Source organism: Bacillus sp. P14.5, from assembly GCF_003316765.1.
In the GTDB taxonomy this organism is placed as follows: Bacteria; Bacillota; Bacilli; order Bacillales; family Bacillaceae_B; genus Rossellomorea.
Map to the genome: position 1 here is coordinate 43438 of NZ_NIJF01000104.1, position 15737 is coordinate 59174.

Annotated in this window: 13 protein-coding genes; 10 read left to right on the forward strand and 3 right to left on the reverse strand. The window is 44.8% G+C overall.

What is annotated here, in order from left to right:
* Positions 1–10: 10 nt before the first annotated feature.
* The 4 genes from B9Z54_RS20835 to B9Z54_RS20850 all read left to right on the forward strand — a co-directional run bounded on the left by B9Z54_RS20835 (position 11) and on the right by B9Z54_RS20850 (position 4154).
* Positions 11–895: a foldase protein PrsA gene (locus tag B9Z54_RS20835; RefSeq protein ID WP_240190037.1), complete on the forward strand. Its 885-nt coding sequence runs from the start codon at positions 11–13 to the stop codon at positions 893–895.
* 136 nt (positions 896–1031) lie between these two features.
* Complete coding sequence (locus B9Z54_RS20840; protein ID WP_113930296.1) at positions 1032–1904, forward strand: hypothetical protein; 873 nt, start codon at positions 1032–1034, stop codon at positions 1902–1904.
* Between the two features lie 137 nt (positions 1905–2041).
* Positions 2042–2746 (forward strand): response regulator transcription factor, encoded by a 705-nt coding sequence (locus B9Z54_RS20845; protein WP_113930297.1) that lies wholly within the window; start codon positions 2042–2044, stop codon positions 2744–2746.
* The gene (locus B9Z54_RS20850; RefSeq protein ID WP_113930298.1) at positions 2736–4154 is read left to right on the forward strand and encodes a sensor histidine kinase; all 1419 of its coding nucleotides are present in this window, start codon (positions 2736–2738) and stop codon (positions 4152–4154) included. Before B9Z54_RS20845 ends, B9Z54_RS20850 begins: the two co-directional genes overlap by 11 nt.
* Before the next feature lie 43 nt (positions 4155–4197).
* Here the strand turns inward: B9Z54_RS20850 and B9Z54_RS20855 are convergent, their stop codons facing one another.
* Together B9Z54_RS20855 and B9Z54_RS20860 are read right to left on the reverse strand one after the other, a co-directional pair.
* The gene (locus tag B9Z54_RS20855) at positions 4198–5460 is read right to left on the reverse strand and encodes an erythromycin esterase family protein (RefSeq protein ID WP_113930299.1); all 1263 of its coding nucleotides are present in this window, start codon (positions 5458–5460) and stop codon (positions 4198–4200) included.
* Between the two features lie 17 nt (positions 5461–5477).
* Positions 5478–5783, reverse strand: coding sequence for a hypothetical protein (locus B9Z54_RS20860; protein ID WP_481747812.1), 306 nt, complete (start codon positions 5781–5783; stop codon positions 5478–5480).
* Positions 5784–6253: 470 nt separating this feature from the next.
* Here B9Z54_RS20860 and B9Z54_RS20865 point away from each other — a divergent pair, with 470 nt between their 5' ends.
* From B9Z54_RS20865 to B9Z54_RS20875, 3 genes are all read left to right on the forward strand, one after another.
* The gene (locus B9Z54_RS20865; RefSeq protein WP_113930301.1) at positions 6254–6979 is read left to right on the forward strand and encodes a hypothetical protein; all 726 of its coding nucleotides are present in this window, start codon (positions 6254–6256) and stop codon (positions 6977–6979) included.
* Positions 6980–7851: 872 nt separating this feature from the next.
* Positions 7852–9552, forward strand: a complete 1701-nt coding sequence (locus tag B9Z54_RS20870) for an ABC transporter ATP-binding protein (protein ID WP_240190046.1) — start codon at positions 7852–7854, stop codon at positions 9550–9552.
* Positions 9533–11314 carry an ABC transporter ATP-binding protein gene (locus B9Z54_RS20875; protein WP_113930303.1) on the forward strand — a complete coding sequence of 594 codons (1782 nt, stop codon included), beginning with the start codon at positions 9533–9535 and terminating at the stop codon, positions 11312–11314. The genes B9Z54_RS20870 and B9Z54_RS20875 overlap by 20 nt, the downstream gene beginning before the upstream one ends.
* A gap of 871 nt (positions 11315–12185) precedes the next feature.
* Here B9Z54_RS20875 and B9Z54_RS20880 read toward each other — a convergent pair.
* A complete protein-coding gene (locus tag B9Z54_RS20880) occupies positions 12186–13520 on the reverse strand; it encodes an MFS transporter (RefSeq protein ID WP_113930304.1) in 1335 nt (444 codons plus the stop codon).
* 276 nt (positions 13521–13796) lie between these two features.
* Here B9Z54_RS20880 and B9Z54_RS20885 point away from each other — a divergent pair, with 276 nt between their 5' ends.
* From B9Z54_RS20885 to B9Z54_RS20895, 3 genes are read left to right on the forward strand one after another with little or no spacing between them, the layout of a single operon-like run.
* The gene (locus B9Z54_RS20885; RefSeq protein WP_162785313.1) at positions 13797–14387 is read left to right on the forward strand and encodes a GNAT family N-acetyltransferase; all 591 of its coding nucleotides are present in this window, start codon (positions 13797–13799) and stop codon (positions 14385–14387) included.
* Positions 14388–14426: 39 nt separating this feature from the next.
* On the forward strand, positions 14427–15128 hold the full coding sequence (locus B9Z54_RS20890; protein ID WP_113930306.1) for an MBL fold metallo-hydrolase: 702 nt from the start codon (positions 14427–14429) through the stop codon (positions 15126–15128).
* 29 nt (positions 15129–15157) lie between these two features.
* Positions 15158–15715, forward strand: a complete 558-nt coding sequence (locus B9Z54_RS20895; protein ID WP_205207743.1) for a TetR/AcrR family transcriptional regulator — start codon at positions 15158–15160, stop codon at positions 15713–15715.
* The last annotated feature ends 22 nt before the right edge of the window (positions 15716–15737 follow it).

Below are 15737 nucleotides of genomic sequence, written 5' to 3' on the forward strand. Positions count from 1 at the left end.
GAGCGATAACGTGAATAAAAAGAAGAATCTGGGCAAATTACTAGGTTTAATAGGAAGTGTTGCCGTTGTCAGTCTGATCATAACCGGCTTTGTTTTTTCAAAAGAGGAAGTAGTGGCAAAGGTGGGCAGCAATTCAATAAGCAAGGACGAATTATACACCATGATGGTGGATCAATACGGAGAAGCTGCATTGGATACTTTGATTGCCGATAAAATTGTTGAACTTGAAAGCGGCAAACGAGACGTAGCAGTGGAAGAGAGTGAAATCCAAGAAGAATTAGAGAAAATTAGAAGCTCATACGAGGATGAAGAGGCGTTCAACGAAGCCTTGGCCTCCAGCGGAGCGAGTTTGGACAGCGTAAAGGAGAATATCAAATCCTATCTTTTAACGGAAAAATTGCTGAAGGACAGGGTCACCATTACAGATGAACAAATCAAAGAATACTTTGAAACTAACAAAGAGACTTTTGCACAACAGGAGCAGGTACAGGCAAGCCACATCCTGGTGGAAGATGAAGCCGCAGCAAAAGAAGTGAAGGAAAAGCTGGACAATGGCGGAGACTTCGCCCAACTGGCTAAAGAATACTCCACCGATACTTCCAATGCTGAATCCGGCGGGGAACTTGGTTTCTTTAGCAAAGGCGACATGGTTGCAGAGTTTGAAGAGAAGGCGTTTGCCATGAAGACCGATGAAATAAGTGATCCAGTTAAAACCGAGTTCGGCTACCATATCATTCAAGTAACGGATAAGAAAAATGCGAAGGAAGCTGTCCTTGAGGACCATAAGGAGGAAGTGAAGGAAATCCTCTTTGACCAGGCACTTCAAACAGAATATCCCGCTTGGCTACAGGAAAAAAAGGAAGATTATAAAATCGAGAATCTCTTGAAAAATTAACGAACCGGCAACGGATTGTTCATAAATTGGCAATAACTCTTGGAGATACTAACACTGCATAGCGGCTGAATCCCATTGTGCAGTGTTTCTACCTATCAGGATTCAAGCGTATAGCAAAGATAAAAGGAGGAAAAAAATGATTAAGAAGAGAGCACTCACCTACGTAATGACCGGGGTACTGACAGTCGGGATCCTCGGAGCTATTCCAGCGTTCGCAGCTGAGGAAGAAGCTCAATCCCACCCGGAATCCCCCTTCACTGAGACGGTATTAGGAGGACATCATGGAGAGGGCCATGGCAAATTCCACTTTAATGAAGATCAAGTAAAGGAAAAAGCGAAAGAACTAGACATCGATACGGAAGGTAAGGAAATACGTGAACTAGCCAAAGAAATCATGAAAGCAGAATTAGAAAAAAAAGCAAAAGAATCAGGAATTGACACAGAGGGCAAGAATCACCGGGAGATCATGAAAGAAATCCATAGAGTCCAGTTGGAAGCAAAAGCAAAGGAACTTGGGATTGCAATTGAAGGAAAAGAGCAGGATGAACTAGCGCGAGAAGTCAGGGAAACCTTAGTTAAAAAAGAGGCAGAAAAGTTAGGAATCGAAACGGAAGGGAAGGAACTGAAAGAACTTGCGTATGAGGTCAGAGAAGCCGCTTTACTGAATGAAGCGAAAAAGCTGGGAATCGAGACTGAAGGAAAAAGCCACCATGAATTAAAACATGAAGTAATCGACGCTTCAATCTTGAAAGCAGCGAAAGAACTCGGCATCAGTACTGACGGGAAATCCACAAAAGAGATCATGAAAGAAATCATGACTGATCATGCAGAGGAAGCAAAGGAGTTGGATATCTTCCCTTTCAATAAGAAGGAAGGCTTCCTATTCCATGGAGGTAAAAAAGGCCGTCACGGACACTGGCATGGAAAAGGCCATCACAGAGAACATCTAGAACAGGACGCTGAACAGAACAACGAGGAACCGGGTCAATTTGAAGATAATGCATTGTAATGGATGGAAATGCAAAACCCCGCAGATTTTGCGGGGTTTTTGCTATTATTCTAGGGGAAAATGAATAGAAGAAACGGTAAAAAAGACTATAATTTAGATACAAAACTAGAGCTTGAATAGGGAAAGGAACGATAGTGATGAAGGTTCTGGTAGTAGAAGACAATGAGAGTGTCACCTCTATGCTGGAGATGTTCTTTATAAAAGAAGGCATCCAAGGGGAATTTGTTCATGATGGTGTACAAGGCTACGAAAAGTACCAGGAAGGCAGCTGGGACCTTGTCATATTGGACTGGATGCTTCCCGGTATGGACGGTGTGGCCATTTGCCGGAAAATCAGGGAAGGCGGAGGAAAGGTTCCGATTATCATGCTGACGGCGAAGGACAGTGAATCGGATCAAGTCCTTGGATTGGAACTAGGTGCGGATGACTATGTTACAAAGCCTTTTTCACCGCTTGCACTGATGGCCAGGATCAGGGCGGTAACAAGGAGGTACGGAAGCGGCAAAAACAACTCTCCTGCTAATAAGGACATCTCAACAGCAGACTTTCAAATCAGCAAAGAAACCCGTGAAGTTCTTCTTAATGGCGTTCCCCTTACAAACCTGACTCCGAAAGAGTTTGATTTACTCTATTATCTTTCCCGGCATCCCCGGCAGGTGTTTTCCAGAGAACAGCTGCTCGAACGAGTCTGGGGCTACGACTTCTATGGAGATGAACGAACAGTGGATGTCCATATCAAGCGGCTTCGCAACAAAATTGGCAGCAAGGAACAACCCTACCTTCATACGGTCTGGGGAGTAGGCTACAAATTTGATGAAACGGCGGCGCCTGATGAAAATTAGATATCTTTATCAATTGCTTCTGTCCCATACGAGTGTTCTGATCATTGCCTTCTTGATTTTGGGAACATTATTTTCTCATTATGTGGAAGACCTGGTGTATGAAAACAAAGTGGAGGAACTGAGCTCCTATGGAGAAAACATTTTATCTGATCTGGAAAGGCCAAGTCCGCGAAGGCCGCGCTACCTGGAGGAGTACAGCAACTTGCTTCAGGCCAGGAATATAGATTTGATTACATTCAACCAGGAGGGAGTTGTATCCTTTTCACGGGGAGACATCTATCCCCGGATTGAGTTAAGCGAGGAAGAATGGAGGATGATTGAACGGGGAGAGACCGTGCCTTTGAAAAAGGATTTCGGCCGGTTTGATCAGGCGGTATCGCTGGTCATCATGCCCAGAATCGTCAATGATCGTCTGACTGGCGGCTTGATCCTTATATCGCCGATCAGCGGAACGAGGGAAATGCTGAGCGAAATCAACAAATACTTGCTGTATATTGTCCTCATTTCACTAGCGATTACGGTTTTGCTCAGTTTATTTTTATCAAAGCTTCATGTAAAAAGAATACAGCGGATCAGGGATGCAACTTCCCTTGTTTCATCTGGGAACTATGATGTTCACGTTCCTAGTTCGAATTTTGATGAAATCGGTGACCTGGCGGATGACTTCAATAGCATGGTTACGAAATTGAGGGCATCGAAGGAAGAAATCGACAGTCTGGAGAAAAGAAGAAGGCAGTTCATGGCAGATGTCTCCCACGAACTCAGAACCCCGCTCACAACCATCCGTGGTGTGATGGAAGGAATCCGGAACGACATGATACCGGAAGAACAAAAAGAAAAAAGCTTCGGTCTTGTCAGTCAGGAAACACGCAGGCTGATCAGGCTAGTTAATGAAAATCTGGATTACGAAAAAATCCGCTCCAACCAAATCAGCATCAATAAAGTAACGCTTCCGCTGCTGGATGTATTTGAAGTGATCAAAGATCAGCTGGATTTACAAGCGGAAGAAAAACAGAATGAAATCATAATAGAGGTCGAGCAGGATACCTATGTGCAGGCAGACTATGACCGTTTCATTCAAATCCTGATAAATATCACAAAAAACAGTATTCAATTTACGAATGGCGGATCCATTTGGCTAAGAGGCTCTTCATCACCTGAAGAAACGATTATTGAAATTGAAGATACAGGGATGGGAATGGACCCTGAAGAAATCGAGTCGATTTGGCGGAGATTCTATAAGGCGGATCTATCACGCACCAACAATCCTTACGGTGAGTTCGGGCTTGGGCTTTCCATAGTAAAACAGCTGGTGCTTATGCACCAAGGCACCATTGAAGTGTTCAGCGAAAAAGGCAAGGGAACTAAGTTTGTCATTCGTATGCCGAAAGAAAAAGAAGAAGGCTGATCAGGAGGTGATCAGCCTTCTTTCCTGTTGACAGGTGTATCTTTTATAACCTGACTTCGCTGGAATCGAGCGGCTGAAGGGCATTGGTTTCATCTATATAGATGAACGCGTCGTATCTTTCGGACATGATAGAGGGAACGTAATTGCCGTATTGCTCGTACTGCGCCCGGTATACCACACCGATTGCTCTGTGGCCAAGAGGTGTATGGAACAGCTTCCTATTTTCATCATTGAAAAGAAGTATTTGATTGTAATTTCCAGCATTGTGCATGGCATCTTCCCAACTGCCTCTTCTTGCAGGGGGAACCTCCATTTTTTCGAGATTCACTCCCCATTCTTCTGAGGCGATGACTGTCCCGCGATGTGTTCCGAAGCCCACAATGTAGACCTCTTCTTTGGGGTTCTGTTCACGGAGGATCTGCCCGACATTGGTCATCCCGGCTTCCATCATATCAGTCGCCCTGGCATCTCCAACATGTGTATTATGTTCCCAAACAATCACTTTTGCATTTTCACCGTAAAATTTTATGACGGCGTTCAATGCTTCCACCATATGTTCATCCCTGATATTCCAGGACTTTTCATCATTTGATACCATTGCCCTGTAATAATGCTCGGCATTTGCCGCAACCATTGCATTCACTTCAAGATTCAGTTCCTGTTCGTGGCTGCCTGCATAATGTTCCTTGTCAGCTCTGATAGTGGAGAGGAGCCCCGTTATTTCCTCTGTGCAATTTTCACCGAGATATCCGGCGGATACAGCATACTCCTGAGGTTCTTTATTAAAAGGTTCAAAGCAGGAGAAAGCTTTCTTGGCTTTTTCCAAATGTGGTGAGTTTGTTTTTTCAAGGAATTGAATGACCTCTTCCATTGATTCCCAGAGGCTGTAAACGTCGATCCCATAAAAACCTGCTTTCTGTTTTGAAGCGGTCCTGGCATTGTACTCTTTCAGCCAGGATATTAAATCGACTACCTCTTCATTCGCCCACATCCATGCCGGCCAGCGTTTGAAGGACTGCAGGACATCTCGCGGATTAACCGTTTCCTCAAATCCTTTTATATACTTGTTCACACTTTGTGAAGCTGGCCAGTCTCCTTCCACTGCAATGATATTGAACCCTTTTTCCTCAATCAGTCTTTTTGAAATCTCTGTCCTGATTTTATAATATTCCGATGTCCCGTGAGAAGCTTCCCCCAGAAGGACGATCCGTGAATCGCCAATGTCGTCGATTATCTTGTCGAGGTCCTGCTCGGACTTATATGCCGTTGAATGTTTCTGTATTGATTGAATAACAGACTCGTTCATTTTAAAACCTCCAAGACTTAATTGTATTTCGCATCATAGCTATTATCCCCTGCATGCATCGAAAGAAGAGCAGCCGCATAACCGACCAGCCTGTTCACGAGTTCATCTCCGATCGCATACACGAGATGGTGCAGTTCCTGTTTGTGCAATTTAGGATCATCTAAAATGATCGTAGTATTTACAAAGACGTCCTTGTTTCCGAGTAGATCATAATGGACAATCACCTTTCCAGCAGCTCCGCCCGTCCGGGGATCCTGAAAATCCGGGAGGAACACGTACCATTCCTCCGCACTGGGGGAACGGAAGTTTTTCGTGAATGTCATTCGCTCGAGCTGCCTGTCAATATCTGCTCGTTCGTCTTCACTTAATAAATCATACCTGGGGTTCTCCATTTTGTTTTTCACACCTTTAATGATATCGATACTTCTATATTGCCCTAAGATAAAAAGTCTATAGTATGTAAATAGGCTAAATTCAGCAAAGGTAAACGGGGTAATTGTGGAAAGGAGGAGAGAGGAGACGAAGGAAGAAATTCAACTATTATCATTAGGTTGTTTTCGCATATATTGATGCTTTCGAAAACTCCCAAGAGCCGGATTTTTCCCGGATACTAAGGTTTTACTCTCTTAACAGAGGGAGCAGCCCTTTTCCTTCTTGCTTACCAGTGTAATTTCGGGATAGCAACAAAAGTTTACGAAAAGAGGCTTTCATAAAGATTTATGAATAGTCAGCACTCCTTTATGGTTACTCTTCTGTGAGAAAGGGAAAACACTGCTCAAAAGGAGGTCACTCTATGGATTGGACGTCACTGGGGCTGGCGGTCTTCCTTGCGCTGGTCCATGTTTCGGCAAGGAGAATGGAGTTTTTGGAGTCGATTCCAAGAAGCAAGTTTCTTTCGATAGCGGGCGGGGTGTCCGTGGCATACGTTTTTATTCATATCCTACCTGAGTTAAAGGAACACCAGGAATCGATAGCGGGGACGGCTGAAGTGCTTGCGTTCTTGGAGCACCACGCATATTTGATAGCGATGCTGGGACTCGTTGTATTTTATGGGTTGGAAAAGGCGGTGCAGGATTCCAGAAAGCTGAATACTGAGGAAAAAGATAAGCCGGCACGATCAGCGTTTTGGGTTCATATAAGTTCCTTCTTCATTTACAACGGTTTGATTGGATATCTTCTGGTCCATCGGGAGGAAGAAGGACTGGTCAACCTGTTTTTATACGGTGCTGCGATGGCGCTTCACTTTATTGTCGTTGATTTTGGCTTGCGGGAGCATCACAGGGACCGGTATGACAGAGAGGGGCGCTGGGTCCTTGCTGCCGCCATCGTGATCGGCTGGGCTATCGGGATTCTTACAGAAATCCCGGAAGCTTTGCTGGCACTGTTGTTTGCTTTCCTGTCGGGAAGTATTATCCTGAACGTGTTGAAAGAGGAGATCCCGGAGGAGCGCCAAAGCAGTTTTTGGGCATTCACGGCAGGCGGGATTGCCTATGTTATCTTGCTATTGGGAATAGGTTAAAACTTAGGCAGCTTTAAGGCTGCTTTTTTTATTGTATTATAAATTATTCTTCTGTGGATAACTTAAAGCTATGATATCCTCGTCTACTGGTAAGCAAGAAAGAAAAGAGTACTCACTCTAAGGCGGAGGGAAATCCGGCTCTTGAGATTTTTTCGAACGCAAACAGCCATTTATTAAAATGCATAGAACCTTGCTGATAAGTGCCTCTGATTACGTTCCTTATATTTAGGCTCTTACCAAATTTATATTTTAAAAAATTTTTCGTAGAGAGCCTAATAAATAGAGGGAAAAATTCCCCTTATTTACTGAAAAGCACTGAAAATAGCTTAAATAGAGGGAAAATCTCCCCTTATTTGAATTAAAATACTAGAAAATAGGTTCTTTTTTTCATATAAGGGGAAAAACTCCCCCTATTTAGTCCAATATGAGCTGAAATTTGCAATTAGAGGGAAAAACTCCCCTTATTTTACTGGGAATATTAATCAAGGAGGCTTCCGCTGTAAAGCCCACTCCATCGTACGCCATCCCAGCGGAGTCGCACACCTTGAACTGAAATCAATACTCTTTTTTGGACCTGAAGGGAAAAAGAATCGCTCTTTGAAGTGAGGGATTCCGCTTTTAAAATTATTTTTGGACTTTGTCAGTGCCCTTTTTTTCTCTGAGGAACATTAGCCTGTCGGGGCTGTGCAAGGTGCTTCCGCTCTTGTTCAGCTTTAAAGCGTTAAAAAGATTCAAACTATTTTTAAAAATAGTGAAAACCCTATATAATGAATAGAATAAAATACGGATTCCGAAATAAAAGAGCGCATCCAGGATTATGGGGGAACACAGATGAAGAAAATGTTTTCTTTTTGAAGAATTACCGTCTGGCAATGGGGATTGCCTGGACATTGATGCTGATAGAACTGGCGGTGGAGCTTCTGCTGCCATTGTTCATGGCGAGGATTATTGATGAAGGAATACTGCAAAAGGATATATCGGCTGTCTGGTATTGGGGCGGAATCATGTCTGCACTGGCACTGGCTGCTTTTGCCGCAGGGGTGACAAATTCCTTTTTTGCCTCTCATGTAAGCCAGGGGGCCGGCTATGATATCAGGAAAAGCGTCTACGAGAAAATCCAGAACTTCTCCTTTGCGAACTTCAGCAAGTTTCCGTCTTCATCACTGATCACAAGGCTGACCAATGATGTGACACAGCTGCAAAATTCAATTTTTACCGCCCTAAGAATCATGATGAGAGCGCCGCTTCTTGTCATCGGGGGAACCATCATGGCACTTATTGTGGATGTGAAGCTGGGAATCATCCTGCTGCTTGTCATCCCATTTATCGTGTTCTTCCTCTTATGGGTGCTGAACAGCGGATGGACAATGTTCAAATTTGTTCAGCAGAAGCTTGACTCCGTGAATGATGTCATCCAGGAGAACCTTAGAGGAATGCGGATCATCAAGGCCCTCCTCAGGGGAAATCACGAGAACAACCGATTCATACAAGCAAACAAAACACTGATGAAAAAAACTGTGAATGCCTTGAGGTTGATGGAAACCATCATGCCTGTACTGTTCATCGTGATGAACGGAAGCATCCTTTTCATTTTGTGGATGGGGAATATCGAGGTGGCAAACGGTGATGCCGCAGTCGGTGATGTCGTGGCGATTGTTAACTATGCCACTAGAATCACAGGGGCTTTCTCTGTGTTTTCCTTCATTATCATGAGTTTCTCAAGGGCAAGGGCTTCTGCAGGCAGGATTGAAGAAGTGCTGGAGACTGACATTGACCTGGTTGATTCAGAAGACAGTGATCCCAAGCTTGCTGTTAAAAATGGAAAAATCGAGTTTAAGGATGTTTCCTTTCATTACCCGGGAACAAAGACTGATGTGCTAGATGAAATCAATATGAAAATCGAACCGAGAGAGATCATTTCAATTTTAGGTGCGACAGGATCGGGGAAAACATCGCTGTTTCAGCTGATTCCCAGGTTGTATGAGGCAACAGGAGGTAGAATCTTGATTGATAATGTTGAGATCGAGAAATACAAATTGGCAAACCTGAGGAAGAGTATAGGTTTCGTTCCCCAGGAAGCACTGCTGTTCTCAGGAAGCATAAAAGAAAATATTGCGTGGGGCAAGGAAGAAGCGACAATGGAGGAAATCGTCGAGGCGGCCAAGTCAGCACAAATCCATGATCTAATTGAAGGCCTTCCGAGCGGTTATGATACTGTACTCGGTCAAAAAGGTGTCAATCTTTCAGGAGGCCAGAAACAGCGGCTTTCGATTGCGCGTGCCCTGGTTAGAAAACCCAAAATCCTGATTCTTGATGACAGCACGAGCGCGCTGGATTTAAAAACGGAATCCAAGTTGATCCAGGCAATAGGCGCTTATTCCTGCACCATTTTAATTGTGACGCAGAAGATCAGTACGGCCATCCAGTCTGATAAAATTTTTCTGATTGAAGATGGAAAGGTCATTGTCGAAGGAAGTCATGAGAAATTACTAAATGAGTCCCCGCTTTACGGCAAGATCTTTCAATCTCAATTTGGAGAGGAGAACCTCGAACATGCCAAGGCATTACAGTAAAGAACATAAAAGCAAGCCGAAGATCAAGAATTGGAAAAGTACAGTGGGACGGATCTGGCGCTATCTCTCCAAAGAGAAGGGGCTCTTGGGGCTTGTCATTCTGATGGTGGTCCTCAGTTCTTTCTTGGGACTCCTTGGACCGTTCCTGGTCGGGATGGCAATCGACGACTTTATTGTAACGCGTGACTCAAGCGGGCTGATGCAGCTCATTCTTGGATTGATCGTCGTCTATATCGTATATTCTGCCGCGATGTGGCTGCAGGCCTACTGGATGATCGGGATTGCACAGAACACAGTGTATCGAATGAGAACCGAGCTTTTTCAGCAATTGCACAAGCTGCCGATCCCATTCTTTGACCGCAGACAGCATGGAGAACTGATGAGCAGGGTCACGAATGATATGGAAAATGTAAGCTCCACGCTCAACAGCTCAGTGATCCAGATATTTTCCAGTATATTGACTCTGATAGGAACCGTCGGTGTCATGCTGTGGCTGAGCCCGTTATTGACGCTTATCACCATGCTGATCATTCCGGCCATGTTCCTTGGCCTTAAATGGATCACAAAGAGGACCGGAAAGCTTTTCAAAGAAACACAGAAAAATCTTGGAGATCTCAATGGGTATATTGAGGAGACGGTTTCCGGCCAGCGGATCGTCAAGACATTTTCCCAGGAAGAGAAAGTCATGGATGATTTTCTAATGAAAAGCGACAGGTTAAGGGTTTCAGCCTATTGGGCTTCCACTTATTCAGGCTTCATTCCTAAACTGATGAACATGCTGAATAACCTAAGCTTTGCAGTCATTGCAGGGGTAGGAGGCATATTGGCGGTCCAGGGTATCATCACCATCGGGGTCATCGTCATCTTCACAGAATACGCCCGCCAGTTCACACGGCCTCTGAACGACTTGGCGAACCAATTTAATACTCTTCTATCGGCTGTTGCCGGTGCAGAGAGGGTATTCGAAATACTTGATGAAGAAAAAGAAGAGAAGGATGAAGGAGCGGCAGTTGCTGTTGAAGGAATCAATGGTGGAATCGAGTTTTCCCATGTCACCTTCTCCTATGATAAAAAAACAAAAACAGTCGAAGATATTTCCTTTAAAGCGGAACCGGGACAGACGATTGCGCTCGTCGGACCGACGGGTGCCGGGAAAACGACCATCACCAATATCCTGTCAAGGTTCTATGATCATGACGAAGGCACCATCACTATAGATGGGAAGGATCTCCTCGATATCAAAAGGGAAAGCCTGCGGAAAAATATGGGGTTCGTGCTGCAGGATTCATTTCTTTTCCAGGGAACCATCAGGGAAAATATCCGATACGGAAAATTGGAAGCCAGTGACCTTGAAGTGGAAAGAGCAGCAAGGGAAGCGAATGCCCATTCCTTTATCATGAAACTGCCTGAACAATACGATACGGTCCTCTCTCAAGATGGTGGCGGGATAAGCCAGGGGCAAAAACAATTGCTGTCCATTGCCAGGGCCATTCTGTCAGACCCGTCCCTTCTGATTCTGGACGAAGCCACCAGCAGTATCGATACTGTGACCGAAGTGAAAATACAGGAGGCGCTTCAGCGGTTGATGGAAGGCAGAACAAGCATCGTCATCGCCCACCGGCTTAACACCATCCAGTCGGCCGACCAGATTCTCGTGCTGCAGAGCGGCAGAATCACGGAAAGAGGTTCACATGTTGAATTGCTGCAGCAAAAAGGTTTTTATTATGAACTGTACAACAGCCAGCTGAGGGAAATCAGCTGAAAATGAAAACAGGATGTCCAGCAAGTGCTGGACATCCTGTTTTTTCAGATTGGGGAGAAACCGAGCGAGGGGATCTGATGGATTGCAAAGACGAAAAACCTAATTGCAGTGATCTTCAAAATGTGTTTTAGGACCGATTGGGTTGGGATATTTGGGTTTAAGAGTTCTTCAGAATCCGTGTAAAGGCCACTACGGTTGAAAAATACAGGTGAAGTGTTCCATAGAATCCCGTCTAAAGACCAGTTGGGCCGAAAAATACAGGAGAAGTGTTCCTTAGTATCTCTGTAAAGACCACTTGAGTAGAAAAACTCAGGAGAAGTGTTCCATAGAATCCATGTAAAGACCACTTGAGCAGAAAAACTCAGGTGAAGTGTCCCATAGAATCCCGGCTAAAGACCAGTTGGGCCGAAAAATCCCGGTGAAGTGTCCCTTAGAACCCGTGTAAAGACCACTTGAGCAGAAAAACTCAGGTGAAGTGTTCCATAGAATCTGTGTAAAGACCACTACGGCCGAAAAATCCCGGTGAAGTGTCCCATAGAATCCATGTAAAGACCACTTGAGCAGAAAAACTCAGGTGAAGTGTCCCATAGAATCCCGTCTAAAGACCAGTTGGGCCGAAAAATCCCGGTGAAGTGTTCCTTAGAATCCGTGTAACGAACACTTGGAACTCAAATCCGAGCCGATGTGTTCTATAAGCCCCGCCTAAAGGCACCATGGGCAGAAGCCCTGATAATCTAAAAATCCATCCATCAAAGGCTCCCCGAAAAAACCAAACTCAGCAGCCTTAAAATGCTCTTTTCACACAACAAGAACCTGTCTCATCTCAAAAAGCCCCGCGCATCCATACTTGAACTACCATAAACCACACTCCTCACTTTTCCTGTCTTTTATAAACAAACAGGAGGATAAGGGAAACGGCCATTGCACCAATCAAAGCAAGGTATGCCCGCTGAAAATCTCCAGATGTGAAAACATCTCCATTCCATTCCAGCAGGATTGCGCCTGCCACGGAACCGGAAGCACTTCCTACAAAATGAGTTAATTGCTTCATTCCAATCCCCGATCCTACATATTCTTTAGAGAGGATGCGGGAAGCTTCATTCGTCGAACTGGAGGAAAGGCTTGAAAACCCGAAACTGGTAAACATATAGCCGGCCATGATCCAATACTCACTCAATGGAGACAGGAAAAAGAAGATGACGGTCGAAATCAAAAGCAGTCCATGTGCGCCTAAAAGCACTGTGTAATTTCCGTAACGATCGATCAGCCTGCCGACATAAATGGCGGCCACCGCAGAGAACATAGCTCCTGGAAAGATAATGAAGCCGATTGCGGAAGGATTTTTTGAAAAAATATCTCCGAGCATCAAAGGCATGAGCAGGAGGATTGCGAAATGTGTCAAGAATCCAAGGAAGCTGATATACAGGAGCAGGCGGTACCTCTTATCTTTTACAAGGTCCGGCTGTATGAATGGAAGTTCTGCCTTGTTGATTCGTAACCAAAGTAAGAAAAGCATAAGGATTCCAGCGGCAAAGAAAATCCAGTGAAAGGTAGACAGAAACAACAGGAAAGCAGTAACAGAAGAGCCAGTCAGTACAGCCCCGATAAAGTCAAATTTTCCTTTCTGCACTTCTTCTTTAGGCAGGATACGCAGCAGGACTGGGACCAGCAGGATGACCAAAAGCGTCACAACAAACAGGTAATTCCATGCCAGGTGCTCGGTGATCACACCGCCGACAACCGGACCCAGGCCAAAACCGAGGGACGAGGCTGAGGCAATCATTGCCATTGCCCGTCCTCTATTGGAAAGCGGGATGAACCTGCTGGCAAATACCATTGATAACCCGGGAATTGCTGCAGCGCCAGTGGCTTGAAGCAAGCGTGCCAAAAGCAGCAAACTGTAGCTCTCTGCAAAAAAGCCGAGGATGGATGAAAAGCCAAACAGCATGATCCCGATGGCAATCAGCCTCCGGATTGGCAGATAGTCAGAGAGTCTTGTATAGGTAATGGTGCAGATTGCGAGAACAATAGAATAGCCGGAAACAACCCAAGCACCTTCTGAAGCAGTTATAGAAAAGTCACGTAAGATATTCGGAAGCGCTACATTGAACATGGTTGTATTCATGACGACCAGCCAGATTGCCAGACTCAAAATCATAACCGTTTTAAAATAACTTCCGCTTTGCAACTCTGACGGCTTATCCATAGAGACACCTCCATCTCACTATTTAATATTTAGTCACTCGAAATACTATATCACAAACCCTCTGCTGAGTGACAGTCACGACCCGGAATTTGTCGAACAAGTTTCAAAAGAAGCCACACAAATAGTTGAGGCACTCCTGACAGTAAAAGACAGCAAAACCAGGGAAAGGGGCTCTCACCAACTAGATATCCCAAACAGAAAAGTAAAACCTGCCCGCTGCCCTTCCACACAGCAAGCGGATGCACCATACCAAACACAATGAGGAGGGAAGACATCATGATTTTAAAAGGTGAAAGGATTTACCTGCGGCCTTTTGAGGAAGGAGATGCAGAGACACTAGTTAGACTGGTTAATCGCAATAGGACCTTTTGGGGTGAAACGGAACCCGATTGGCAGGAGGGTTACTATACATTGGAAGGCCAGCTTCAAAACATTCGTTATTTCCATACAGGAATTCAAAGTGGACAGTTTTACACATTCGGCATTTTTACTAAAAGAAATCATATCCTTACAGGAATTATCAATCTTTATGACATTAAAAGGGGGCCATTTCAATCGGGGGTCATCGGGTACTGCCTTGACCAAAGCCAGAATGGAAAAGGGCTGGGGACGGAGAGCGTAAGGCTCATTCTGTCATTTGCATTAGAGTCCTTGCAGCTGAACAGGATATCAGCAGAGGTTATGCCAAGAAATTATCCTTCTATCAGGGTGCTCGAGAAAGCAGGATTCCAGAAGGAGGGCTTCAAGAGGGACAATATTATGATCAAGGGTGCATGGGAAAGCCATCTTCAGTATGGGGTCCTGAAAAAAGACTGGCAGGACCTCAAGAAAAGAGTTGCTATAACTAATGGTATTAGTTATCATTAAAACTAATACTATTAGTTTTATGCGAGGGAGAGCTGATGCATGAAGATAACGAAACGGAACAGCCTTTATCAGTTGGGATTTATGCCTGATTTTTTTCCAGTGAACTGTTACCTGGTCGAAGAAGAAGACAGCTTGACGTTGATAGATGCAGCTTTGCCTTATAGTGCCAATTCTATATTGGAGGCTGCCGGCAAGATAGGGAAACCGATTAAGCGAATCCTGCTGACCCATATGCACAATGACCATATAGGTGCGCTCAGTAAGATAAAATCGTCCGATCCGGCAATAGAATTATGGGTTCCAAAGAGGGAAGAGCGGATTATGAAGGGAGACAGGAGCCTGGAACCGGGTGAATCACAAAAGCCCATTAAAGGGGGCCTGCCAAAGAATATGAATTTAAAAGCAGACGCTTTGATAAAAGAAGGTGATCGAATCGGTTCTCTTATTGCCATTGAAACACCGGGGCATACTCCGGGTTCAATGTCTTATTTGGATACAAGGGACCAGTCCCTCATTACGGGGGATGCCTTTCAAACCAGGGGGCGGACAGTAGTTTCAGGACAGCTGGTGCTCTCTTTCCCATTCCCCGCCATGGCTACCTGGTGCAAAGAAACGGCGTTGATCAGCGCTGAAAAAATCAAAAGCCGTAATCCTTCCCTGCTGGCTGCAGGACATGGTAAAATGCTTGAAAACCCAGCGAAGGAAATTCAAAAGGCAATTATGTCTGCAAGAAAAAATTAAGGTAAACACGTGAGGAAGGATGAAACTTCATGTCACCGAGAATGGGATTGACAAAAGATAAAATAATGAAGACAGCAGCAGAGATGGCAGATGTTGAAGGGATAGAATCTGTGACAATCGCCAACCTCGCGAAAAAGCTGAAAATCCAGCCGCCTTCTTTATATAATCACATTAGAGGTTTGAATGAGCTGAGGACAGTTATGGCTGTACAAGGGTTAAACAAGCTTCATTTCGAAATGAAAGAGGCTTTGAAGGGGAAGGAAGGTGATGAAGCAGTTCATGCTCTGGGAGCGTCTTATCTGGCTTTCTCCCGTAATCACCCGGGGCTGTACGAAGCAGGACTGCTTGCTCCCGACCCTGAAAATTCCGATGTTCAAACAGCAGGAAATCAAATCGTTGAACTGGCTCTTGAGACACTCTCTTACCTGAACCTTTCACCAAAAGAGGCCCTGCATGCCGTCAGGGGGTTGAGAAGTGTATTTCACGGCTTTGCTTCTTTAGAGCGAAAGGGCGGGTTTGGAATGGACCTGAGTGTCGATGAAAGCTTTCAGCGGATGATTGAAACATTCCTGAGAGGAATAAGATAGAGGAAATTCAGTAAGAGGTATC